Origin of the sequence: Bradyrhizobium sp. F1.4.3 (genome assembly GCF_040548375.1) — a bacterium.
In the GTDB taxonomy this organism is placed as follows: domain Bacteria; phylum Pseudomonadota; class Alphaproteobacteria; order Rhizobiales; family Xanthobacteraceae; genus Bradyrhizobium.
On the sequence record NZ_JBEPRN010000002.1, the window covers coordinates 906,070 to 928,349 of the forward strand.

Annotated in this window: 19 protein-coding genes; 8 read left to right on the top strand and 11 right to left on the bottom strand. The window is 64.0% G+C overall.

Annotated features, from left to right (window positions below; all coding sequences use genetic code 11):
• Position 1: 1 nt before the first annotated feature.
• Positions 2-1,102 (top strand): LLM class flavin-dependent oxidoreductase, encoded by a 1,101-nt coding sequence (locus tag ABIB73_RS11735; protein WP_354224108.1) that lies wholly within the window; start codon positions 2-4, stop codon positions 1,100-1,102.
• Between the two features lie 295 nt (positions 1,103-1,397).
• Positions 1,398-2,243 (top strand): CmcJ/NvfI family oxidoreductase, encoded by an 846-nt coding sequence (locus tag ABIB73_RS11740; RefSeq protein WP_354224110.1) that lies wholly within the window; start codon positions 1,398-1,400, stop codon positions 2,241-2,243.
• 88 nt (positions 2,244-2,331) lie between these two features.
• On the opposite strand, the gene ABIB73_RS11745 is transcribed toward ABIB73_RS11740, so the two are convergent.
• A complete protein-coding gene (locus tag ABIB73_RS11745) occupies positions 2,332-2,607 on the bottom strand; it encodes a hypothetical protein (RefSeq protein ID WP_354224112.1) in 276 nt (91 codons plus the stop codon).
• 250 nt (positions 2,608-2,857) lie between these two features.
• Between ABIB73_RS11745 and ABIB73_RS11750 the strand changes: the two genes are divergently transcribed.
• Both ABIB73_RS11750 and ABIB73_RS11755 read left to right on the top strand, forming a co-directional pair.
• Positions 2,858-3,157, top strand: coding sequence for a septal ring lytic transglycosylase RlpA family protein (locus ABIB73_RS11750; protein WP_354224114.1), 300 nt, complete (start codon positions 2,858-2,860; stop codon positions 3,155-3,157).
• Positions 3,158-3,215: 58 nt separating this feature from the next.
• On the top strand, positions 3,216-4,385 hold the full coding sequence (locus tag ABIB73_RS11755; protein WP_354224116.1) for a Gfo/Idh/MocA family protein: 1,170 nt from the start codon (positions 3,216-3,218) through the stop codon (positions 4,383-4,385).
• An 82-nt stretch (positions 4,386-4,467) separates the two neighbouring features.
• Here the strand turns inward: ABIB73_RS11755 and ABIB73_RS11760 are convergent, their stop codons facing one another.
• Positions 4,468-5,778 (bottom strand): ABC transporter substrate-binding protein, encoded by a 1,311-nt coding sequence (locus ABIB73_RS11760; RefSeq protein ID WP_354224117.1) that lies wholly within the window; start codon positions 5,776-5,778, stop codon positions 4,468-4,470.
• Positions 5,779-6,124: 346 nt separating this feature from the next.
• Between ABIB73_RS11760 and ABIB73_RS11765 the strand changes: the two genes are divergently transcribed.
• From ABIB73_RS11765 to ABIB73_RS11780, 4 genes are all read left to right on the top strand, one after another.
• Complete coding sequence (locus ABIB73_RS11765) at positions 6,125-7,255, top strand: sugar ABC transporter substrate-binding protein (protein WP_354224118.1); 1,131 nt, start codon at positions 6,125-6,127, stop codon at positions 7,253-7,255.
• 64 nt (positions 7,256-7,319) lie between these two features.
• Complete coding sequence (locus ABIB73_RS11770) at positions 7,320-8,867, top strand: sugar ABC transporter ATP-binding protein (RefSeq protein ID WP_354224120.1); 1,548 nt, start codon at positions 7,320-7,322, stop codon at positions 8,865-8,867.
• Positions 8,860-9,972: an ABC transporter permease gene (locus ABIB73_RS11775; RefSeq protein ID WP_354224122.1), complete on the top strand. Its 1,113-nt coding sequence runs from the start codon at positions 8,860-8,862 to the stop codon at positions 9,970-9,972. The genes ABIB73_RS11770 and ABIB73_RS11775 overlap by 8 nt, the downstream gene beginning before the upstream one ends.
• On the top strand, positions 9,969-10,928 hold the full coding sequence (locus tag ABIB73_RS11780) for an ABC transporter permease (protein ID WP_354224124.1): 960 nt from the start codon (positions 9,969-9,971) through the stop codon (positions 10,926-10,928). Before ABIB73_RS11775 ends, ABIB73_RS11780 begins: the two co-directional genes overlap by 4 nt.
• A 33-nt stretch (positions 10,929-10,961) precedes the next feature.
• Here ABIB73_RS11780 and ABIB73_RS11785 read toward each other — a convergent pair whose 3' ends face one another.
• The 9 genes from ABIB73_RS11785 to ABIB73_RS11825 all read right to left on the bottom strand — a co-directional run bounded on the left by ABIB73_RS11785 (position 10,962) and on the right by ABIB73_RS11825 (position 22,064).
• The gene (locus tag ABIB73_RS11785; RefSeq protein WP_354224126.1) at positions 10,962-11,861 is read right to left on the bottom strand and encodes an SMP-30/gluconolactonase/LRE family protein; all 900 of its coding nucleotides are present in this window, start codon (positions 11,859-11,861) and stop codon (positions 10,962-10,964) included.
• A 202-nt stretch (positions 11,862-12,063) separates the two neighbouring features.
• Positions 12,064-13,302 carry an ABC transporter substrate-binding protein gene (locus ABIB73_RS11790; RefSeq protein ID WP_354224128.1) on the bottom strand — a complete coding sequence of 413 codons (1,239 nt, stop codon included), beginning with the start codon at positions 13,300-13,302 and terminating at the stop codon, positions 12,064-12,066.
• Between the two features lie 43 nt (positions 13,303-13,345).
• Positions 13,346-14,827: an ATP-binding cassette domain-containing protein gene (locus tag ABIB73_RS11795; RefSeq protein ID WP_354224130.1), complete on the bottom strand. Its 1,482-nt coding sequence runs from the start codon at positions 14,825-14,827 to the stop codon at positions 13,346-13,348.
• Complete coding sequence (locus ABIB73_RS11800) at positions 14,827-15,753, bottom strand: branched-chain amino acid ABC transporter permease (protein WP_354224132.1); 927 nt, start codon at positions 15,751-15,753, stop codon at positions 14,827-14,829. Before ABIB73_RS11800 ends, ABIB73_RS11795 begins: the two co-directional genes overlap by 1 nt.
• A gap of 1 nt (position 15,754) precedes the next feature.
• Positions 15,755-16,630: a branched-chain amino acid ABC transporter permease gene (locus tag ABIB73_RS11805; RefSeq protein ID WP_354224134.1), complete on the bottom strand. Its 876-nt coding sequence runs from the start codon at positions 16,628-16,630 to the stop codon at positions 15,755-15,757.
• Between the two features lie 105 nt (positions 16,631-16,735).
• Entirely contained in the window at positions 16,736-17,980 is a 1,245-nt protein-coding gene (locus ABIB73_RS11810; protein ID WP_502918414.1) for an ABC transporter substrate-binding protein, read from the bottom strand.
• A gap of 236 nt (positions 17,981-18,216) precedes the next feature.
• On the bottom strand, positions 18,217-19,320 hold the full coding sequence (locus tag ABIB73_RS11815; protein ID WP_354224138.1) for an NAD(P)/FAD-dependent oxidoreductase: 1,104 nt from the start codon (positions 19,318-19,320) through the stop codon (positions 18,217-18,219).
• 45 nt (positions 19,321-19,365) lie between these two features.
• Positions 19,366-20,550 carry a calcium-binding protein gene (locus tag ABIB73_RS11820; protein WP_354224140.1) on the bottom strand — a complete coding sequence of 395 codons (1,185 nt, stop codon included), beginning with the start codon at positions 20,548-20,550 and terminating at the stop codon, positions 19,366-19,368.
• A 290-nt stretch (positions 20,551-20,840) separates the two neighbouring features.
• Positions 20,841-22,064: an SMP-30/gluconolactonase/LRE family protein gene (locus ABIB73_RS11825; RefSeq protein ID WP_354224142.1), complete on the bottom strand. Its 1,224-nt coding sequence runs from the start codon at positions 22,062-22,064 to the stop codon at positions 20,841-20,843.
• Positions 22,065-22,280: the final 216 nt, after the last annotated feature.

Here is a 22,280-nt window from a genome sequence, read left to right on the forward strand (position 1 = left end):
GATGTCGATCGAATTCATCGGCTTTATCAGCAACAACAATTCCTCCGAGACCGTCGTCCGCGACGGCCCGATTCTCAACCCCACCCATATCGAGACGGTCGCGAAGGCGCATGAGAACGCCGGCTTCGATCGCGCGCTGCTGGCGTTTCATTCGACGACGCCGGACGCGCTCCAGGTCGCCCAGCACGTCCTGAACGTCACCGACCGCCTCAACGTGCTGATCGCGCAGCGTCCCGGATTCACGGCCCCGACACTGCTGGCGCGGCAGTTCGCGGCGCTGGACCAGTTCTCGCGCGGCCGCGTCGCGCTGCACGTCATCACCGGCGGCAATGCCACCGAGCTGCGCCAGGACGGCAACACGCTCGACGACAAGGACGAGCGCTACGCCCGCACCTCCGAGTTCCTCGATGTCCTCAAGCTGGAATGGACCAGCGACAAGCCGTTCACCTACAAGGGCAAGCACTACCAGGTCGAGAACGCCTTCTCGCAGGTGAAGCCGTATCGCCCCGAAGGCATCCGGATCTATTTCGGCGGCGCCTCGGATGCGGCGATCGACGTCGCCGGCAGGCACGCCGACACCTTCGCGCTCTGGGGTGAGTCCTACGCGCAGGTGCGCGACGTCACCTCCCGCGTTCACAACGCCGCCGTCAGGCAGGGGCGACCGACACCACGCTTCAGCCTCTCGGTTCGGCCAATCATCGCACCGACCGAAAAGCAGGCCTGGGAGAAGGCGGAGGAAATCCTGGCGCGCGCCACCGCGCTTCAGGACAAGACCGGCTATCGCAGACCGGCGGACGGCCACGCCACCGCGGGCGCGCGGCGCCTGCTCTCGCTCGCCGACCAGGGCAGTCGGATCGACAAGCGGCTCTGGACCGAGATCGCGAAGCTCACCGGCGCCAACAGCAACACCACGGCGCTGGTCGGCACGCCCGAGCAGGTCGCCGAAGTCTTCCGCGACTATTACAACCTCGGCATCAGCCACTTCCTGATCCGCGGCTTCGATCCCCTGATCGACGCCATCGAATATGGCCGCGAGCTGATCCCGCTGACGCGCAAGCTGATCGCAGAACGCCAGGCCGTTCGCGGCGAGGCGGCGGAATGATCCGCCTCATGCTGGCCGGCGCGATGCCAGACGAGATCGTCGACGATGCATAGCTCTCGTGTCCCGGACGCGGTGCAGCGTGCAACGCTACGCTGCCTCCGTGGCACGAGATCTCACGTGGTCCTCAAGCATCCGTGAGACGAGAAGAACACCTTCTGCCCAACTGCCATTCTCGAAACGTTCGTTCTGCATTCCCCGCGCTCGACAACACTCACATTGCTATTTGCATCGCCTCCCTTGCAGCGCGCTCCATCCCGTCAAAGATCAAGAAGACGACCACATCGGGAGACCGGCCATGGGCCTGCAAGAAACAAAAATCGAATCGCTTCCCTTCGTTACCGCCGAACTCAACTATCTCGCGCCGGTTTCCGGCAAGCCGCGCACCTACGCGTTCGACCCGCCGCCGGGCGAGCCGAAGAGCACATCGCTGCCGGAGCCGCATCAGGTCCCGATCTTCGATGCACGCCTGATCGCGAACAATTTTTCGCTCGATCGCGAAGGCTTTGCGCTGGTGCGCCATCCGACCCACGTGAGGGATTTTTACAACGACGAAGAGGTGAGGGCGGTCTACTACCCGGCCGTCGAGGCGTTCCTGCGCGCAACACTGAAGGCTGACCGCGTCGTCATTTTCGATCATACCGTGCGCAGGCGCGTCGAGGGCGCGGCCGACATTCGCGACGGTGGTCCGCGCCAGCCAGCGACGCGCGTCCATGTTGATCAGACGATTGCTTCCGGTGCGAACCGGGTGCGCGAGCATCTACCTGACGAGGCCGAGGAGCTTCTCAGGGGCCGCGTGCAAGTGATCAACCTCTGGCGGCCGATCCGGGGTCCCTTGCGCGATTCACCGCTGGCGATGGCCGACGGCACATCGGTCGCGCCCGACGACCTCATTGCCTCCGACCTGATCTATCCCAACCGCCGCGGCGAAACCTATTCGGTGAAATACAATCCAAACCACCGCTGGTTCTATTTCCCCGAGATGACAGCGGAGGAGGCGCTGCTGCTCAAGTGCTACGATTCCGCAACCGACGGCCGCACCCGCTTCGCGCCGCATACCGCCTTCATCGACCCGACCACACCGGCCGATGCGGCGCCGCGTGAAAGCATCGAGACCCGCACGCTGGTCTTTCACAAGCGCTGAAGCGCTTTGGAGGAAGTTCGGCCGTGTCGGGCCAGATTACCCGACACGGCGGCAATTTGTCTGCTGAGGTAAGTTTCCGCCTCATCCGTCATCGACAGACATAGGCTCCATTAACAAGCACGCGGACGCATCCGGTGCTTGCTGCCGCTGCGCCGACGGCCGCGCCGCCCACGACGGCGCGTCGTGTGGTGCGACGGGCGACGCCGGCCACGCTGACGGGCGTCAGGGGGCGTCCGACCCTGGCCTCTGCGCCGCTGACCGACAGCACGAGCCCCTCGGTCGGTGACCACTCAAATGAGCCTGATAGTCCAAGGCCGGTTATCAATGCAGCCAGTAGCAGCATGGTCGGCTTGCGATATGTCATCCTGACCTCCCGTCGTCTTAGAGTGAGACGTCATCAGCCCACGGCTGGACCTCCAGACCATTGATCAGGATCAACAGATCGGGCTGGCATAGGGGGCGAAAGGTGCGGTGATGTTCTGCTGCACCCTGGCATTTCACAAGCAATAACAAGGCCTGAGTGCATTCGCGGGCCCAACCCCGCAAAGCCGCGGGAACTTTGCCGGAGCGCCGGACGTTGGGACCGCCGGGCAGGGCAACCGGGGAGCGGTGCCGTGCGAGCGCTGACCACTGTACTTTTCTGTCTTTTCACCTTTTCAATGGCGCGTGCCGAAAGCGGCCTCGCTTCATACTACGGATACGGAAAGCGCAGCCAAGCTGGCGAGCTGACCTGTGCCCACCGCACCCGCCCCTTTGGCAGCGTGCTCAAAGTGTCCTATGGCGGGCGCTCCATTCAATGCCGCGTCAACGACCGCGGTCCGTTTATCCGCGGCCGCATCGTCGATCTTTCCGTCTCTGCGGCTCGTGCGCTTGGCATGATGAGCGCCGGCGTAGTGCGCGTTTCGGTGGAATAAGCTGCGCCCGCCTGCAAGCTCGCTATAATGCCGCTCAAACTGACGGTGAGGGGGCGCTATGGCAAGGATCAGGGTCGGACTCGTCGGCTGCGGCTTCGTGTCGGAGCTGCATATGTATGCGCTCCGGCGCGTCTATGGCGTGGACGTCGAGGTTGCGGCGGCGGCTGCGCGTGGCGACCATGTCGTCGAGTTCGCCCGTCGCCACCAGATCCCGCGGGTCTATCGCAGCTTTGCCGAGTTGATCGCCGACCGCGAGCTCGACGTTATCGACATCTGCACGCCGCCCAACCTCCACGCGGGGATGATCGTCGCGGCCATGCAGGCCGGCAAGCACGTAATCTGCGAAAAGCCGTTCGCCGGCTATTTCGGCCGGGAGGGCGACAAGCAGCCGATCGGCAGGCACGTGCCGAAGGCGCTGATGTATGAGCGCGTGCTGGAAGAGATGGACGCGACGCGCGCCGCGATCGAGCGCACCGGAAAACTCTTCATGTACGCGGAAGACTGGATCTATGCGCCCGCGGTGACCAAGACCGCGGAGATCATCAAGGCGACCAAGGACAAGATCCTGTTCATGAAGGGCGAGGAGAGCCATTCCGGCTCGCACGCGGCGCATGCCGCGCAATGGGCGATGACCGGCGGTGGCTCGCTGATCCGCATGGGCTGTCATCCGCTCTCGGCCGTGCTCTACCTCAAGCAGGTCGAAGCCAAGGCGCGCGGCGAGACCATCCGCGTCGCCAGCGTCACCGGCGATGTCGGCAACGTCGCCGCTAATCTGAAGCCCGAGGAGCGCACCTACATCAAGGCCAATCCGGTCGACGTCGAGGATTGGGGCACGCTGACCGCGACCTTCTCGGACGGCACCAAGGCCACCGTGTTCTCCGGTGACATGATCATGGGCGGCGTGCGCAATTTGATCGAGACCTACACCTCCGGCGGCTCGCTGTTTGCCAACATCACCCCGAACACGCATCTGATGAGCTACCAGACCAGCGAGGAGAAGCTCGCCAGCGTCTACATCACCGAAAAGGTCGACCGCAAAACCGGCTGGCAATATGTCTGCCTGGAGGAGGAATGGACCCGCGGCTACTTGCAGGAAATCCAGGACTTCATGGAATGCGCCGCGACGGGACGGCAGCCGCTGTCGGACCTCGCGCTTGCGTATGAGACGATCAAGGTGAACTACGCGGGCTATTGGGCCGCGGAGGACGGACGGCGGGTGGTGTTGTAGGGACGAGCGACGCCGCGATTTCACCTCGCCCCGCCAAGAGCGGGGCAAGGGAGCGCAGCCCCGCCCGTCGCTCGTGCAAACCCTACGCCCCGTAAGTCGATCCCTTCGGCAACGGAAACACCGGGTCTTGCGTGCGGATGTTCGTCGGCCACACCACCGAAATATGCTCGCCGGCATTCTGCATCACCACCGGCGTCGAGCGTTCGTTCTGGCCGGAGAGCGGCGTGCCCGGCGGGAAGAATTTCACGCCATAGCCCTGGATGGTGCCGCCGGGCGGGATGTCGACGTCGAGTGCGGCCTTGCGAATGGCCTCGGGCTCGAAGCTGCCGTATTTTTCCTTCGCAACCGGCAGCACGTTGTTGAGCAGCACCCAGGTCTGGTTGAAGCCCATGGAGCAGTGCGGCGGCACGTCGGTCGCGCCGGTCTTGGCCTGGTAGCGCGTGACCATGGTCTTGATCAAATCGCCGATGCCCGGCGCAAGCTTCGATGGATCGAGCAGCTGCGCCGGCACCGGATCGATGTTGCAGAAATTGTCGATGTCGGGGCCGAAGGTCGTGCGCAGCTTGTCGAGCTGGCTGTAGCCGGCGCCGGCGCCGAACAGCATCTTGAAGCGCAGGCCGCTCTCGCGCGCCTGGCGCAGGAACAACGTGATGTCGGGGTTGTAGCCGGCATGCGAGATCACATCGACCTTGGCGCGCTTGAGCTTGGTCACGAGCACCGAGAGGTCGGGGGCCGAAGCCGAATAGCCCTCGCGCAGCACCACCTGGATGCCGGCCTGCTTGGCATAGGCTTCGTCGGCAGCCGCAACGCCGACGCCGTAAGGGCCGTCCTCGTGGATCAGCGCAACCTTGACCTCGCCCGGCTCCATGCCGAGCTTGGCCTTGGCGTGCTCGGCGATGAAGCCCGCGAACGCCTGGCCGTATTGGTCCGAATGGATCTGCGCGCGAAACACGTATTGCAGGTTCTTGTCCTTGAACACGGCGGTCGAGACCGCGGTCGTGATCCAGAGGATCTTCTTCTGCTGCTCGACCTTCGCCGCCATCGGCACCGCATGCGCGCTGGAATAGACGCCGTTGATGATGTCGATCTTTTCCTGGCTGATCAGCCGCTCGGCCTCGTTGATCGCGACATCGGCCTTGCTCTGGGAGTCCGCAGCGACGGGCACGATTCTTGTCTTGCCGCCGATGCCGCCCTTCTCGTTGACGAGATCGATCGCGATCTGTGCGCCGACCGAGGAGGCGACAGAGCCGCCGGCGGCGAATGGGCCGGTCAGGTCGTAGATCAGGCCGATCCGCAATGTCTCGGCTTGCGCCTCTGCGCGGGACCAATCGAGGCTGAGTGCGGCGGCGGCAGCCGCCGAGCTCTTCAGCAGCTGCCTGCGTGAAGTGGGCATCCTATCCTCCCTCTGAACCGTTTTTCGATATCGGCCTTTGTTTTCTTTGAGTATTTGGAGCGGCGGTCGGAAAGTCAACATGCGCCGCACTAGGCAGTTCGGATGTGTGGGGGCGGTTGGCGCTTAGCCCTTAGTCTCATTCTTTGCGCGACGGGTGTGCAGCGCGCGCACTTGTGATGATTTTCAGCGGGGCGTCCCGCGTGTGCCGATGACCACCACCTGTATTCGGCTTGTGTGCATCGGAGGTTGCGTGGCATCCTTGCCGGGTAGAATGCACGGGAAGTCCAATTCCCGGCATGGCCATTGCGCCACTCAAGGGATGGACCAACGCTTAGGGAGAACAGACATGGTGTGGACGCTTCGTCTTGCGGGGCTGGCTTGCGCCGGCCTGCTGCTGTCCTCGGTCAGTGCCTTGGCAGGGCCCAAGGTCGTGTCCGGTCCGGGCGCCGATCCCGGATGCTTCAAGCCTTGGTCTTCCCAGACCAAGTTCTTCCAGTGGGACAAGAAGCCCGGTCCCTACAAGATCGCCCTCGTCAACGGCTTCGTCGGCAACACCTGGCGCATCCAGATGGTGAAGACCGCAAAGGCCTTCGCCGCGCAGCCGGGCATCAAGGAGAATATCAAGGAGTTCAAGGTCGTCTCGACCGGTACCGATGTTGCAGCGCAACTCGGTGCGATGGAGGACTTCATCAATCAGGGCTTTGACGCCATCGTCACCATCGCGGTGGCACCGGACGGCTTCGACCGCATTATCCGGCTCGCCGACAAGAACAACGTAGTCGTGGTTCCCTTCGACAATGTCCTCGACACCGACAAGGTGATGATGGTCAACGAGGATCAGAAGGAAATGGGCCGCATGTCGGCAAAGTGGATCATCGATGAAGGCGGCAAGAAGGCGGGCGACATCCTCGAGGTCCGCGGCCTGCCCGGCAATTCGGTCGACCGTGATCGCCATCTCGGCTTTCGGGAGGTCATGGAGGCGCCCGGCAATAGCTTCAAGATCACCGAAGTGGTCGGCAACTGGGACACCGGCACCTCGCAGAAGGTGACGGCGGACGCGCTCGCGGTGCACGGCCATTTCGACGGCGTGTTCACGCAAGGCGGCTCCGACGGCACCGTGCAGGCGATGATGTCGGCGAAGCATCCGTTCGTCCCGATGTCGGGCGAGGGCGAGAACGAGTATCGCAAGCAGATCGCCGATCACGCCAAGGACGGGCTCAAGGGCATGTCCTACGGCCAGTCCCCGGCGCTGGTCGCCATCGCCACCAAGGCGGCGATCTCCGCCCTGCAAGGCAACGTCATGCCGCAGCTCATCTCGATCCCGATCCCGGTCGCGACCTACAAGGATCTGAAGCCCGGCACCAACTACTGGCCGGACCTCAACGCAAACTTCTTCGCGCCGAACCAGTTCACGCCCTGCGGCGTCAACTTCACGGCGCCGGAGATCATGTCGCAGAGCGAAAAGAACACTCAGTGAGCGCACTGGAGATGTCCCGGTGGTGGCCCGGCATTCGCCGGGCCGCCACTGCGTGAGCCCCGCCATGCCGGACGCCGCCCTGAGCCAACGCGCCTTCCTCACCTTGTCCGGAATTTCCAAGCGTTACGCCGGTGTGCGCGCGCTCGAAGGCGTCGACTTCGCATGCGAGCGCGGCAAGATCCACGCAGTGCTGGGTGAGAACGGCGCCGGCAAGTCGACGCTGATCAAGATCATCGCCGGCGTCGTCCAGCCCGATACTGGCAGCATGCGCCTTGCCGGAAATGATGTGAGCTTCGCGACGCCGTCTGCCGCTAATGCGGCCGGCGTAGTCTGCATCTTCCAGGAACTGTCGCTGATGCCCGACCTCTCGGTCGCTGACAACATCTCCATTGCGTTGCCGCCGCGCCGCTTCGGCCTGATCGACGCGCGGGCGCAGCGCCGTCGCGCCGAGGCGTTGCTGGCGCAGATTGGCTGCGAGGACGTCAATCCGCTGATGCACGTCCGCGATCTGCCGCTGTCGCGGCGCCAGATCGTCGAGATCGCCAAGGCGCTCGGCAAGAAGCCGCAGCTTCTGATCCTCGACGAGGCCACCTCGGCCCTGACCAGCGCCGACGTCGAAAAAGTGTATGCGATGCTGGCGCAGCTCAAATCCGAGGGCGTCGCGATTTTGTACATCTCGCATCGCATGCATGAGGTCGAGGCGCTCGCCGACCGCGCGTCGGTGTTCCGCAACGGGCGCCATATCGAAACCTTCGACAAGGGCATGCGCTCCACCGCGGAAATCGTCCAACTCATGATCGGCCGGGACATCGCAACCCAATATCCAGCCAAGCCGGTCCGTGCCGCGGTGCAGCCGATGCTGGCGCTCGAGAATCTGTCCTGGGAAGGTCGTCTCGACCGCATCTCGCTTCGCGTCGGCGCCGGCGAGATCGTCGGCCTCGGTGGTCTCGACGGCCAGGGTCAGAAATCCCTGCTACTCGCCTTGTTCGGCGTGCTGCGCGGCGTCTCCGGGCGCGTCACGGTGGCGGATCGCGAGGTTCGTTCAGGCTCGCCGGCAGCGGCGAAGTCGGTCGGCATTGCGCTGGTTCCCGAGGATCGCAAGACCGAAGGCCTGATGCTGCCGATGTCGATCGCCGACAATCTCGTGATTGCTTCCCTCGATGCGGTTTCGACCGGACCTCTGGTCGATCGCGCCAAGGAGAGCGTCGCGGTCAAGCGGGCCATCGCGCGGCTACAGATCAAGATCGGCGCGCCCGGCGATGCAGTCCTGACCCTGTCGGGCGGCAACCAGCAGAAGGTCGTGCTGGCCAAATGGCTGATGACCGATCCTCGCATCATCCTCCTCAACGATCCGACGCGCGGCATCGATGTCGGCACCAAGCAGGAGCTCTACCGGCTGATGCGCGAGCTCGCCGACCAGGGCGCCGCCATTCTGTTCTATTCGACCGATTATGACGAGCTGATCGGTTGCTGCGACCGGGTCGCGATCATGTATGACGGCCGCATCGTGCGCGAGCTCGCGGGCGACGAACTGACCGAAACCAATATCATCGCCAGCGCGCTGAATATCGACGCCGCGCAATCGGCCAATGCCGGTGCGGCCCATGCTTGACGATGTCGCCATCAAGATCCGCCAGAACGTCGGCATCGTCACCGCCATTGTGCTGTTCTGCGTCCTCTATTTGCTCTACCACCTTGCTCATCCCAAGGGCTTCTCGTCGGCCGTCCTGGTGCAGAACGGCGACGAAATCTTTGCGCTCGCCATGCTCGCCATGGCGCAGACTGTGCCGGTGCTGGCCTCGGGGCTCGACCTCTCGGTCGGCGCCGTCATGACCATGGTCGGCTGCTTTGCCAGCTACCTGCTGACGGGGGTGGCAAATGGCGCGCCGCTGCATCTCGACCTGTTCGGTCTGCAACTCGGCCTCGGCACATTTCCCGGCGGCGTCAGCGGCATCCTGCTCGGGATCATCGTGTGCCTGGCAATCGGCGCGGCCGCCGGCTTCGTCAACGGCTGTGTCGTCGTCTATGGGCGTATCCAGCCGATCATCGCGACGCTCGCGACCGGTGCGGTCTATATGGGTATCGCGCTGTTCCTGCGGCCGACGCCGGGCGGCAAGATCGACGAGGATCTCAATTGGGCGCTGACCAATTCGCTCGGTGATTTCGCCGCGACCGTGCACATCTTCGACGATGGCGCGGCGGCTTGGTTCCTGCCCATCGCGTGGATCCCGGTGCCGTTCGTGCTGCTGGTGCTGATCGCGCTTCTGGTCTGGGTCCCGTTTCGGCGTTCCGTTCTCGGCCGCGCCGTCTATGCGGTCGGCTCGGCCGAAGGCGCCGCCTACATGTCGGGACTTCCGATCGACCGGGCCAAGATCGCGGCTTTCACGCTCGCCGGCTTCTTCGCCGGCTGCGGCGGCCTGTTCCTCGCCATCCAGACTTCATCGGGCAATGCCGACATCCCGCAGGCCGGCGCCTACACACTCAACTCGATCGCCTCTGTCGTCATCGGCGGCACATCGCTGCTCGGCGGCACCGGCAGCGCCATCGGCTCGATCTTCGGAGCGATGATCCTGCGCGTCATTTCCTTCTTCTTTCGCATCTTCGACATCGCGCCCCTGCTGCAACCGCTGTTCGAGGGCCTGATCCTGCTGGCGGCGGTCAGCATCGGGGCGCTCGGCGTCCTGCGCGTCAAGAACACGTTGGAGCTGTTCCGATGATTTCGGCCTCGCTCAGCCTCTCGCGCGATGATCGTCCGATCCTGATTGCGGCCCTGTTCATTCTCGTCATCCTGGTGGCGGGCACCGTCTATACTATTGCCCGCTTCGGCAGCGCGCCGCTGTTGTCGCCGACTTACCTGTTGCAGCAGCTCCAGATCGGCGCCTTCCTCGGCATCGTGGCGGCTGGCATGATGATCGTGATCCTGATCGCGCAGATCGACCTGTCGGTGCCATGGACGCTCGCCGCCGCGGCCATGATGGCGACCTCGGTCGGCGGGCCGCTGGCGATTCCCGTCGGGCTCGGGGTCGGGCTTTTGGTCGGGCTCGTCAATGGCATTGGCGTTGCCTACCTGCGCGTGCCATCGATGATCTTCACATTGGGCGTCAACGCAGTGATGCGCGGGCTGATGGTGGCGCATACCGGCGGTTACGCTCCGCAGACGGCAGCGACCGACCTAATGCGGACGCTCGCGGCCGACCGCACGCTCGGCGTTCCCAATGCCTTGTTCGTCTGGGCCGCGGTCTCCGTGCTGGTCGCCGTCATGCTCCAGCGCACGGCGCTCGGCCGTTACATCTATGCCATCGGCAACAAGGAGGCGGCTGCCTATCTGGCCGGCGTCGACACGCGTCGCGTCACCGTGATCTGCTTCGTCCTCTGCGGTATCGCGGCTGGCCTCGCCGGCGTGCTGCTAGCCGGCTATTCCACCAAGGCCTATCAGGGCATGGGCGATGCCTATCTGCTGCCGTCGATCGCGGCGGTGGTGATCGGCGGCACCAACATCCTCGGCGGCCGCGGCCGCTATCTCGGCACGCTGATCGGCGTCGTGCTGATCGTGCTTCTCAACAGCGTGCTGTCGATCATGGACATGCCCGAGGCCGGCCGCCAGGTGATCTACGGCCTCGTCATCATCATGATGCTGCTGGTCTATGGACGCGGCGAACGTGTCACGAGTTGACGCGGCACGTTCTATTTCGTCGTGATCGCTCTCTTACACCGCCGCCCGCGTGTTGAGATAGATCGAGTACAGCGAGGTCTGTCCGCAGACGTAGAGGCGGTTGCGGCGCGGGCCGCCGAAGCAGACATTGGCGACGATCTCGCCGATCGGGATCGTGCCGAGATGCGTCCCATCCGGCGCGTAGCAGAACACGCTGCGGCCCGCCGACGTCCAGATGTTGCCATGGATGTCGCAGCGGAAGCCGTCATAGAGCCCCTCCGGGCAGGTGGCAAACAGCGAGGCTTCTCCGATCGCCTGTCCCTTTACCTCATAGGACCAGATCGTCGGCGGAAGCCCGCTGACATGCGTCGCGCCGGTGTCGGCGACGTAGAGCCGCGTCTCGTCCGGCGAGAAGGCCAGCCCGTTGGGTTGCACCCGGTCGGACACGACGCGCGTGATGGCACCGCTGGTGCCGTCGATCCGGTAGACATTGGAAGCACCGATCTCGGATGGGCTTTGCTGCCCTTCATAATCGCTGTCGATGCCGTAGGTCGGATCGGAGAACCAGATCGAATTGTCGGACTTGACCACGACGTCGTTAGGTGAGTTCAGCCGGCGACCGTCGAACGCGTCCGCCAGCACGGTGATCGAGCCGTCGTGCTCGGTCCGGGTGACGCGCCGCATGAAATGCTCGCAACTGATCAGCCGTCCTTGGCGATCGACCGAATTGCCGTTGGAATTGAAGCTCGGCGAGCGGAACACCGACACTGATCCGTCAGTCTCGTCGAAACGCATCATCCGGTTGTTCGGGATGTCGGACCAGATAAGGTAGCGCCCGGCCGGAAAATAGGCGGGGCCTTCGGCCCAGCGGCAACCGTTGGTGAGCTTTTCGAGATTGACATGGCCGATGACCAGCCGCTCGAAGCGAGAGTCGTGGGCGACATAGGGGAGCATGCGTCCTCCTTGATAAGCCGCAGATTCTTGGAGTTGCCTGCGTGCCTCTCCCTCACTGTGATCGACGCTGCCAAATTTGCAAGGGGCGCTTCACCAACGGCGCATCGAAGCAAAAACGTGAATGCCCGGGACATCTAGCGCGAAGACGCGCTTCGCGCTTCTGCCCGGGCATCGCGCGTTTGTGGAGGCGCTCTTCCGATCCTTACTGCGACAGCTTCACGAAGTTCGGAAACTTCAGCTTTCCTTCCGCGATCTTCTCGGGCCAGACCACGATCTGCTTGCTGTCCTGCCATTGGAAGACGAGGCCGGTGACGGTGCCGGGGCCGGACTTGATGCCGTGGGTGAACTCGTCGTCCTTGCCGTAGAACTGGATCTGGCCGATCGTCCCTTCGAAATTGGTCTTCTCCATCTCCGCGACCATCTTGTCGGGATCGGTCGAGCCCGCGCGCTTGATCGCGTCGGTAATGATGTAGACCTCGTCATAGGCAGTGTAGCCGGTATAGGCCGGCGGCATGCCGAACTTGGCCGCGAAAGCCGCCGCGAACGGCTTCGTCTTCGAGGTCACGGCGACGTCGGGCGTTGCCACCGCGAGCGACGGCACGCCGTCGGCGGCGCCATTGGTGTCCTTCCAGAAGGTCGGGCTCAGCGCCTGCGCGCTGATGCCGAACATCGGGATCGGTACCTGCTGGTTCTTCCACTGCACCGTCGGCTGCACGCCGACATGCGAGATGCCGGTCACGATCACGTCGGGCTTCTTGCTCTCCATGTTGTTGAAGATCGGCGTGAAGTCGGTGGTATCCGGCGAGAACCGCACATGCTCGACGACCTTGAGCCCGGCCTTCGGCAGGCAGGCCTCGTAGCCGACGTCGAGCGGCTTGGTCCAGGCGGCGTCCTCGCTCATGATCGCAACCGTCTTGAACTTGAGCTTGTCGACCAGAAGATCCTTGGCGGCGTCGCAGACGATCTGGGCTTGCGCCGCGGAGGTCAGATAGCCGTGGAACGTGTACTTGTTCTTCTCGTAGTCGTTGTGGATCGCCTTGGTGATCTCGTTTGACGCCGCACCTGGGGTGATCAGCGGCATCTTCAGCCGCGCCGCCCAGGGCTCGAGTGCGAGCACGACCTCGCTGATATAGCTCGCGATCACGGCGGACACCTTGTCCTCGCTCACCGCGCGCTGGAACGCTCGCACCGAGTCGGCCGACGAGCTCTTGTTGTCGTAGGTGACGATCTCGACCTTGCGGCCCATGATGCCGCCCTTGGCGTTGATCTCGTCGGCGGCAATCTGTGCGCCGCCAGGTGTCGCAGCACCTGCGATCGACTGCACCTCGGCGATGACGCCGATCTTGATCGGGTCGTTCGATTGCGCGTAGGCCGGCGCGGCGAGGCACAGCGCCAGCGCGGAGGCGAGGAAGCTGCTGCTCAGAATCGTCTGTGGTTGCATGGTGTTTCCCTTTCGTTTGTTTTGTTGTGTTTGTGAGCGCGACTTAGAGTAATCCGGCGCCGGCCTCCGCGGCGAAGCGGCCGGGATCGCCCTCCCAGACGATTCTTGCATGCTCGAGCACATAGACGCGGTCGGCATGCGGCAGCGCGAATGTCACGTTCTGCTCGCCGAGCAGCACGGTGATCGACGTGGTCTGCCGCAGCTTCTCCAGCGCCTTGGACAACAGTTCGAGGATGACGGGGGCAAGGCCCAGCGTCGGCTCGTCCAGGATCAGGATCTGCGGTTGCATCATCAGCGCGCGGCCGATCGCCAGCATCTGCTGCTCGCCGCCGGACAGCGTCTGCGCCAGCTGGCCCTGGCGCTCCTTCAGGATCGGGAACAGCTCGAACAGCCAGGTGAGCTGTGCCGCGCGCCTGTCCTCAGTGAGATGCTGGCCGCCGAGGTCGAGATTTTCGCGCACGCTCATCTCGCCGAACAGCTCACGCGATTCCGGGCACTGCACGAGACCGCCGCGGGCGATCTTCGCCGGGCTCGTGCCGCGCAACTTCTCGCCGCCGCGCAGGATCTCGCCGCTATAGGGCAGGAATCCGGAGATGGTATTGAACAGCGTGGTCTTGCCGGCGCCGTTGAGGCCGACGATGGAGACGAACTCGCCCTCGTGGACGTGGATCGAGACGTTATCCAGCGCCTGCGCCTTGCCGTAATGGACGCTGACATTCTCGACCTGGAGCAGCGGCACCTTGTCCTTGAAGCTGGTCTCGGGCCGGGCATGGATCTCGAGGGCGCCGCCGAGATAAACCCTGCGCACCGTCTCGTTCTTCATGACGTCCTCGGCCTTGCCGGTGACGATCTCCTCGCCGAGATACATCGCAAGCACGCGGTCGACCAACGCGGCGACGCTCTTGACGTTGTGGTCGACCAGCATCACCGCGCGACCGTCATCGCGAAAGCTGCGGATCAGGTCGGAGAACACGTCGACCTCGGCCCGCGTCAGCCCGGCGAAGGGTTCATCCACCAGCACGACCTTGGGGTCACGCGCGATCGCCTTGGCGAGCTCCAGCCGGCGCAGATCGGCAAACGGCAGCGTCGGTGGGCGACGGTTCATCACGGAGCCCAAGCCGACGCGGTCGGCGATCCATTTGGCGCGCTCGACCAGCGCCTTGTCCGGAAACAGCATGAACAGGCTGTCCGGCAGCAGCGCCACCATGATGTTTTCGAGCACGGTCTGCCGGTTCAGCGGCCGCGAGTGCTGGAACACCATGCCAAAACCTTTGCGCGCGATCTTGTGCGCGGGCAGGCCGGCGACATTCTCGCCCTCGAAGATCACGTCGCCGGCGGTCGGGCGTTCGATGCCCATCACGCTCTTCATCGCGGTCGACTTGCCCGAGCCGTTCGGCCCGATCAGGCCAAAGATCTCGCCGCCGTTGACCTCGAAGCCGAGGTTCTTCACCGCCGTCAATCCGCCGAAGCGTTTTGTCAGGCCGCGGACTTCGAGCACGGGCCGGTTGGAAAGCCTCTGGTCCATTACGAGCGAGCCTCGCGCGAGAGGGCCGCTCCGAGGAAGCCGCCGGGGAAGAACAGCACGACGAGGAGCGCGACCGCCGAGACGATGAAGGTTGCGAGCTCGCCAGTCGGCCGCAGGAACTCGCCGGCCACGATCAGGAAGATCGCGCCCAGCGCCGCGCCAAGCACGGTGCGCCGGCCACCGAGCACGGCCGAAACGATCACGTTCACGCCGACCGCGACGTCGACGACGGTGCCGACCGAGGCGGTGCCGAAGTAGAACACAAGCAGTGCGCCGGATAACCCCGAGAAGAACGCGCTGACGATGAAGGCGGCGAGCTTGTGCTTGACGATGTTGAAGCCCAATGCGCCGGCCTGCACCGGATCCTGACCGCTCGCTTGCAGCACCAGGCCAACCGGCGATTGCGACAGGCCGTAGAGGATCGCGGCCGAGATCGTCATGAAGCCGAGCGCGATCCAGTAATTGACGCCGGCGTCGATGGAGATGACGTCAGGAATGGTCAGCCCGATCTCGCCGCCGGTGAGGTCGGCGAACACCACGATGAAGTTTTGCAGCATCAAGACCGCGACCAGCGTGGTCAGGCCGAAATACGGCCCGCGGACCCGGAGCGCCGGCAGCGCCAGCACGAGGCCGGCGACGACGGAGGCGAGGGCACCGAGCACGATGCAGAGATAGACCGACCAGCCGAATTGGGCATTCAGGATGCCGGCGGTGTAGGCGCCGACGCCGATCAGGAAGGTCGGACCGAAATTCACTTCGCCCGCGAAGCCGAACAGCAGGTCCCAGGCCATCGCGAACACGCCGAAATAGAACGCGACGGTCAGAAGCCCCAGCACATAGCCGGAGACGTAGAGCGGCAGCGTCGCTGCGATCACGACCAGCGCAAGCGAGATAAAGAACAGCCGCGAGGTAAAGAAGCTCGCCATCTCAGCGCCTCCCGAGAAGGCCCTGGGGCCGGATGTACATCACGAACACCAGCAGCAGCAGCGCCGGAATGGTGCGGTAGGCCGGCGAAACCAGATAGGCCGTAAGGGTTTCGAGATAGCCGACCACGAAGGCCGCGATCAGCGAACCGGAGACGCTGCCGAGGCCGCCGAGCACGACAATCGAGAACGCGCTCGCGGTCAGCGGTCCGACGCTGTAGGAGCTGACGCCCAGGAACATGCCGAGCAGCACGCCGGCGATGCCGGCAAGGATGCCGTAGATTGCCCATACCACGACGTAGATGTTGGTGAGCTCGAGGCCGAGTAGCGTCACGCCGCGCGGGTTCATCGACGCCGCCAGCACCGCCTTGCCGGTGCGGGTGCGGTTCACCAAAAGCCACAGCAGCGCGATGACGAGGCAGCACACGATCGCGGTGAAGATCTCGTTCTTGGGCGTGCGGACGCCGAGCACGTCGACGACGCCCTCGACGATCGGCAGCACGGTCTTGGCGTTGTTGGTGAAGAAATAGGCGATCAGCTCCTGGATCATGATGCCCCAGAGCAGCGTTCCCGTGAGGACGAAGATCTCCTTCTCCTCGTTCGGGATGCGCCGGGAGTCCTGGATCGGCTTCACCACTGCGAAGTAGGTGGCAAAGGCGGCAACAAGAGCGACCGCGACCCCGATCAGCGCGCCGGCATAGGTGCCGACGTTCAGGATGCTGGCAGCGGCCCAGGCCGCCACCGCTGCCGCCACCATGATGGCACCGTGGGAGAGGTTGAGGACGCCGGAGACGCCGAAGATCAGCGTGAAGCCGGTGGCACCGAGAGCGTAGAGGGCGCTGATGGCAAAGCCATCGATCAGAATCTGGAATGCTCGCATCTAAGATTGGCAACCTGATTTAGGAGAGGCAGTTTTGCTGGAGGAAAGTGCTGCGGCGAGCCGCATGTGGAAGCTCCCGGGAGGTGGTCCCGGGAGCATGTCCTCCTAGTTCGAGAGCTTGATGAAGCTCGGGAACTTGATGTCGACCTTGGCGACGTCCTTGGGCCAGACCGCGCTCTGCTTGCCGTCCTGCCATTGCAGCATCAGCCCGGTGATCAGGCCCTTGCCGTATTTGATAGAGTGCGTGAACGGATCGTCCTTGCCGTAGAACTGGACGCGGCCGATGGTGCCTTCCCAGTCGGTCTTCTCGAGCGCATCGACCAACTTGTCGGCATCGGTCGAGCCGGCACGCTTCACCGCGTCGGCGATGTAATAGACCTCGTCATAGGCGGTGTAGCCGGCATAGGACGGATAATTGCCGAACTTCTTCTTGAAGTTCTCTGCGAACGGCACCGACTTCGGCGTCACCGCGACGCCGGGTCCGGAGACGCCCTGGTAGAGCACGCCCTCGGCGGCCTGGTTGGTGTCCTTGCCGAAGGTCTCGTTGGTGGCCTGCGAGGAGATCCCGAACATCGGGATCGGCACCTGCTGGTTCTTCCACTGCACCGTCGGCTGCACGCCGACATGCGAGATGCCGGTGATGATCACGTCGGGCTTCGAGCCCTCGATCTTGTTGAAGATCGGGGTGAAGTCGGTGGTGTCGGGCGAGAAGCGGATATGGTCGAGCACCTTCAGCCCGATCTTGGGCAGGCATTCCTCGTAGCCGACGTCCAGCGGCTTGGTCCAGGCGGCGTCCTCGCTCATGATGACGGCCGTCTTCATGTGCATCTTGTCGACGAGCAGATCCTTGGCGCCGTCGCAAACCGAGAGCGCCAGCGCGGCCGAGGTCAGGTAGCCGTGGAAGGTGTACTTGTTCTTCTCGTAGTCGGCGTGAACGCTCTTGCTGATCTCGTTGGAGGCGGCACCGGGCGTGACGAACGGCGTCTTCAGCCGCGAGGCCCAGGGTTCCAGTGCCAGCACCACCTCGCTGATGTAGCTGGCGATGACCGCGTTGACCTTGTCCTCGTTCACCGCGCGCTGGAACGCGCGCACCGAATCTGCCGAGGAGGAGTGATTGTCGTAGCCGATGATCTCGATCTTGCGGCCGTCGACGCCGCCATTGGCGTTGATCTCGTCGGCAGCGAGCTGAGCCGCCTGCGGGATCGATGCGCCGGCGATCGCCTGCGCTTCCGCGATCACGCCGATTCTGATCGGATCCGCCGCAAATGCCGCGCCTGACGCGATCATCAACGCGCCAGCAGTCGTCGCACCGAGCGCAATTCGCACTGCAACAGAACATCCATATCTCATGTTATTTCTCTCCCTTAAACAAGCCTCTAATGAGCTATTGGCGGCGACTATAGCGGTGAGGTCATTCTCGGCAAGTGAAACTGCATTCAGGATTGTGAGAGGGGACTAAAGTCTAGCGCTTGCGCAAATGATGGGCAGGGCGTCGTTTTTCGCGTGCGGGCATGCAGATTTCGTCGGCGGGCATGCACGAGCACAACGAGCGGCGGTCGACAAGCAAGCGATGCGGTCAAGTGGGTTCAGCGCTCTTGCAGCAGCGACGGATCGAGTGGACGGAACCGCACCGGATCGAACGGTGCCAGGTCGACGTCACGCGCCGAGCCCTCGGCGATCAGCTGCGCCAGTGCCTCGCCGGTCGCAGGCGCATTGAGGATGCCCCAGACATTGTGTCCGGTTGCAACATAGAGACCTTCACTCCGGGGCACCCTGCCGATCAGCGGTAAGCCGTCCTGTGTCACCGGGCGGAAGCAGGCCTGCTGCGCGATGATCCTGTCGGGCCGGAACAGCGGCGATAAACGTTCGGAGATCGTTCGCAGGCGGGCGATCGCCTCCCGGTCCGGCGTCACCGTTGCCGGATCGACCGGCAACGGCGCGATGTCGGAAAATGCCGTGATATGCGTGCTGCCGTCGGCCCGCGGAAAGACCTCGATCGACATCGCGCTGCCGTTCTCCTCGTGCTCCAGGAACAGTGCATCGGCGGGCACGTTCGGGCCGGTGTCGTACACGATGCTCGGGCTGCGGTGGCCGTAGACGGCGGGCAAGCTCATCCATTGCGCGGCGAGCAGCGACCATGGTCCCATGGCGATCAACACGGCGTCCGCTTCGATGACGCCGCCTTCGATCTCGACGCCCTTCGCGGTCGCGCCGTCCGCGCTGCGCACGATGCCGGTGACGCGTCCCGGACGAAGCTCGGCGCCTTGCGCGAGCGCGGCGTTCATCATGGCCGAGGTGAACTTGCGGGGATGAACGATCGCCGTCGTCTCTGTTGTGCCGATGGGGTGCGCGATGACGACGCCGTTGGCGAGCCAGCCGAGCCGGGACGGCGCGTCGCGGCGCGGATCACCGTTGGCGGCGACGAAACCACGATAGGCGGTCATGGGACGGTGGCCCCAGTCGCCTGCGATTTCCTCCGGCAGTCGCGCATGAAGCACAAAACTGCGTTGGGCCAGCGCATCGAGTGGCGTGCCCGCGCACCAGTCGCGCGCCAGGAAACCGCCGGCTTTGCCCGAGGCGGCGGCCGCCACCTCGGTCCGTTCCACGACGACGATATCGATCCCGCGACGGCGGAGGAAGTAGGCGGCGCAGGCACCGATCACGCCGCCGCCGCAGATCACAACGCGCATGATCTCCCCCGAGGCTTCAGGCGTCGAACCGCGCGGCCGATGCGTTCAGACGATGAAATCCTTCGCATGGAGATCAGCCGCGTGGATTCCGTCCAGCGTGATCGTATCATTGGCCGTCAGGTGGATCACGGCATTACCGGCGCTGTTGTCGCTGATCAGGCTCTTCAACTCGGCCCAACCTGCAAAGCCGTAATCGTGCACGTTGATCACATCATGCTCTCGCGCCGTGCTGCCGACGGCCTTGTTGCCTTGATCGAAATCATGGATCACGTCGCTGCCCGAGCCGGTGTTGAAGACGAACTTGTCGTTGTTCGGTCCGCCCCAAAGCTGATCATTGCCGGCTCCACCGTTCAGAACGTCCCTGCCACCCGTGATCGAGCCGGCTGTGAACGGGGCGTAGGTCTGTGCATCTCCATACAGCGAATCGTCCCGACTGCTCCCGAGGAGGGTATCGTTTCCGCCATGCGCGTTGCCCGACATGTTTGAAGCGTCGCCGACGAGCACAATGGAGGTCGAATCCGGGTTGCCATCAACGGTCGCGATCAGGATGTCGTTTCCGCCGCGGGCATTGTCGCTCATGTAGCCGGCGTCCCCGACCAGAGACGCGCCGCCAGATTGGGCGCCCGCGCCGACGGTGTAGATGAGGATGTCGTTGCCGCCACGCGCATCGCCGCTCATGGATACGAGGGCATCGCCGGATATCGACGCCCCGCCATAGATACCGGCTTGGGTCACGTCGATGATGTCGTTGCCGCCATGGGCATGGTCGCTCATCGAATAGCCCGCATCGCCGCTGAACGCGCCGGATGATCTATTCCCCATCTCCGCAGTAATGACGTCATTCCCTCCAATCGCGTGGCCCGTCATGGTGCTTTCGGCGTCTCCAAAGAGACTGAGACTTGTATAGATCGTGGTCGAGGCATCGACGTGGAGCATGTCGTTGCCGCCATGGGCATGGTCCGACATGGTCTGCGCGTCGCCGTCGATGACCGCGTAATCCTCGAAGCCCTGGATGTTCGCGACGAGAAGGTCGTTTCCTCCGTGCGAGCGGCCTTGCATGGTCGCGTCGTCGCCGACAAAAGTCAGAACGCCGTTTACCGCGTCGACGGTGGCGATCATTGTATCGTTCCCGCCGTGGCCGTCGATCGGCAGGCCCGGGTCTCCGAACTCGGTCACGAATTGCTGGTCTCCAACGCTGACGATGATGGTGTCGTTTGGCATATGGCGCATCGCTCAACTCCCAGTTCATGTTGGGCGCGGATCAAGGACGAGGTCATGTCCTCAACCGCGGCGGCCCTACCGCGCGACTCATCTTCGTTGGATTCATGGCGGGGATTTGCTCGCGGCGTAGCTTGATTGCGATCAGGGAACCGCAACCCGGCGCGCGCGTCGTACTGTTGTCACAACGTGGGGCCGCTGCGATCTTCGTGACGGTTATTTGTGCAGAGGTGTGTGCAGGAAGCGATCGGGCGCCGGCGGATCACGCCGACGCCCTTGCGCTCGTTTTGCGTCGCGCCGCTTCAGCCCGGTCCTGCACCTTGCGTCGCCGTATACACGGCATAGAGCGACTGGCTCGCAGCCATGAACAGGCGGTTACGCTTGGGGCCGCCGAAGCAGATGTTGCCGCAGACTTCGGGCAGGCGAATGCGGCCGAGCAGCTTGCCCTCCGGCGACCACACCGTCACGCCGTTATAGCCGACCGCGCGGCCGGCATTGCTGGAGGCCCAGACATTGCCGTTGATGTCGCAGCGCACGCCGTCCGGTCCGCACTTCACGCCGTCAATCATGAAGTCGCTGAACCTCTTCTGGTTCGACAGCTTGTTGTCGCTGCCGACATCGAACACGAAGACCTCGCCCTTGCCGCCAGGTCCGGTGTCGCCCGGTCCCTTGCCGGTCGAGACGACATAGAGCTTCTTGAAGTCGGGCGAGAAGCACAGGCCGTTCGGATCGGGCACCTGGTCCTCGGTGACGACGAGGTCGATGCGGCCGCTAGCGTCGATGCGATAGCAGTTGGTCGGCAGTTCGCGCTTGCCCGGCACAAAGCCGGCCGGCTGTCCGATCCGCGGATTGAGCTTGCCACCCGAGTTGCTCGGCCCGCCCGGGCCGTCGGGCTCGCCCTCATAGAGCTGACCGCCATAGGGCGGATCGGTGAACCAGTAACTGCCGTCGGGATGCGCGACGACGTCGTTCGGGGAGTTCAGCTTCTTGCCATTATAATTGTCGCAGAGCACGGTGGCGGTGCCGTCATGCTCATAGCGCGTCACCCGCCGGGTCAGATGCTCGCATGAAAGCTGGCGGCCCTGGAAGTCGAATGAGTTGCCGTTCGAGTTGTTGGAGGGCGAACGGAACACGCTGACGCGGCCGTCATCCTCGCTCCAGCGCATCTGCCGGTTGTTGGGAATGTCGCTCCACAAGAGATAGCGGCCCTGCGCGCTCCACGCCGGACCTTCGGCCCACAACAGGCCGGTATAGAGCCGCTTGATCGCGGTGTTGGGCTGCGCGAGATCGTTGAAGGAGGGATCGACCGCGATGATGTCGGGGTCCCAGAAATAAGTGGTCGGTGCGCCGTTGGGGCCAAAATCGCGCGGCGGAGTGGTGATCGTGGTCGGCGGCGCGGCGGGTCCCGTCTGGGCCAGCGCCTGGCCCGCGCCCGTCATGGTGGCGCCGGCGCAAAGGGCAAGTCCCTGGACAAGCGTTCGTCGTGAAAGCGCAGCATCTCGGTCACGCGGTTCTTGGCGTGTCATCGCGTCCTCCCGGTCATGTTCGGCTGGCCGGTTGATCCGGCCGAGCGGCCGAAGGTTAGTCCGGACCGCGGCCGGTTGCGAGGGCTACCGCCGCATCCTCTGCGCGATTTCAAGATGATGTCGTCGAACTCGTCCTGCGTCTGACCGATAGGCGAGCCGGTCATCCGGAAACATGCGCGCGCCCGGCTGTTCCGCAAAGGGTGCAGCCACAATTTG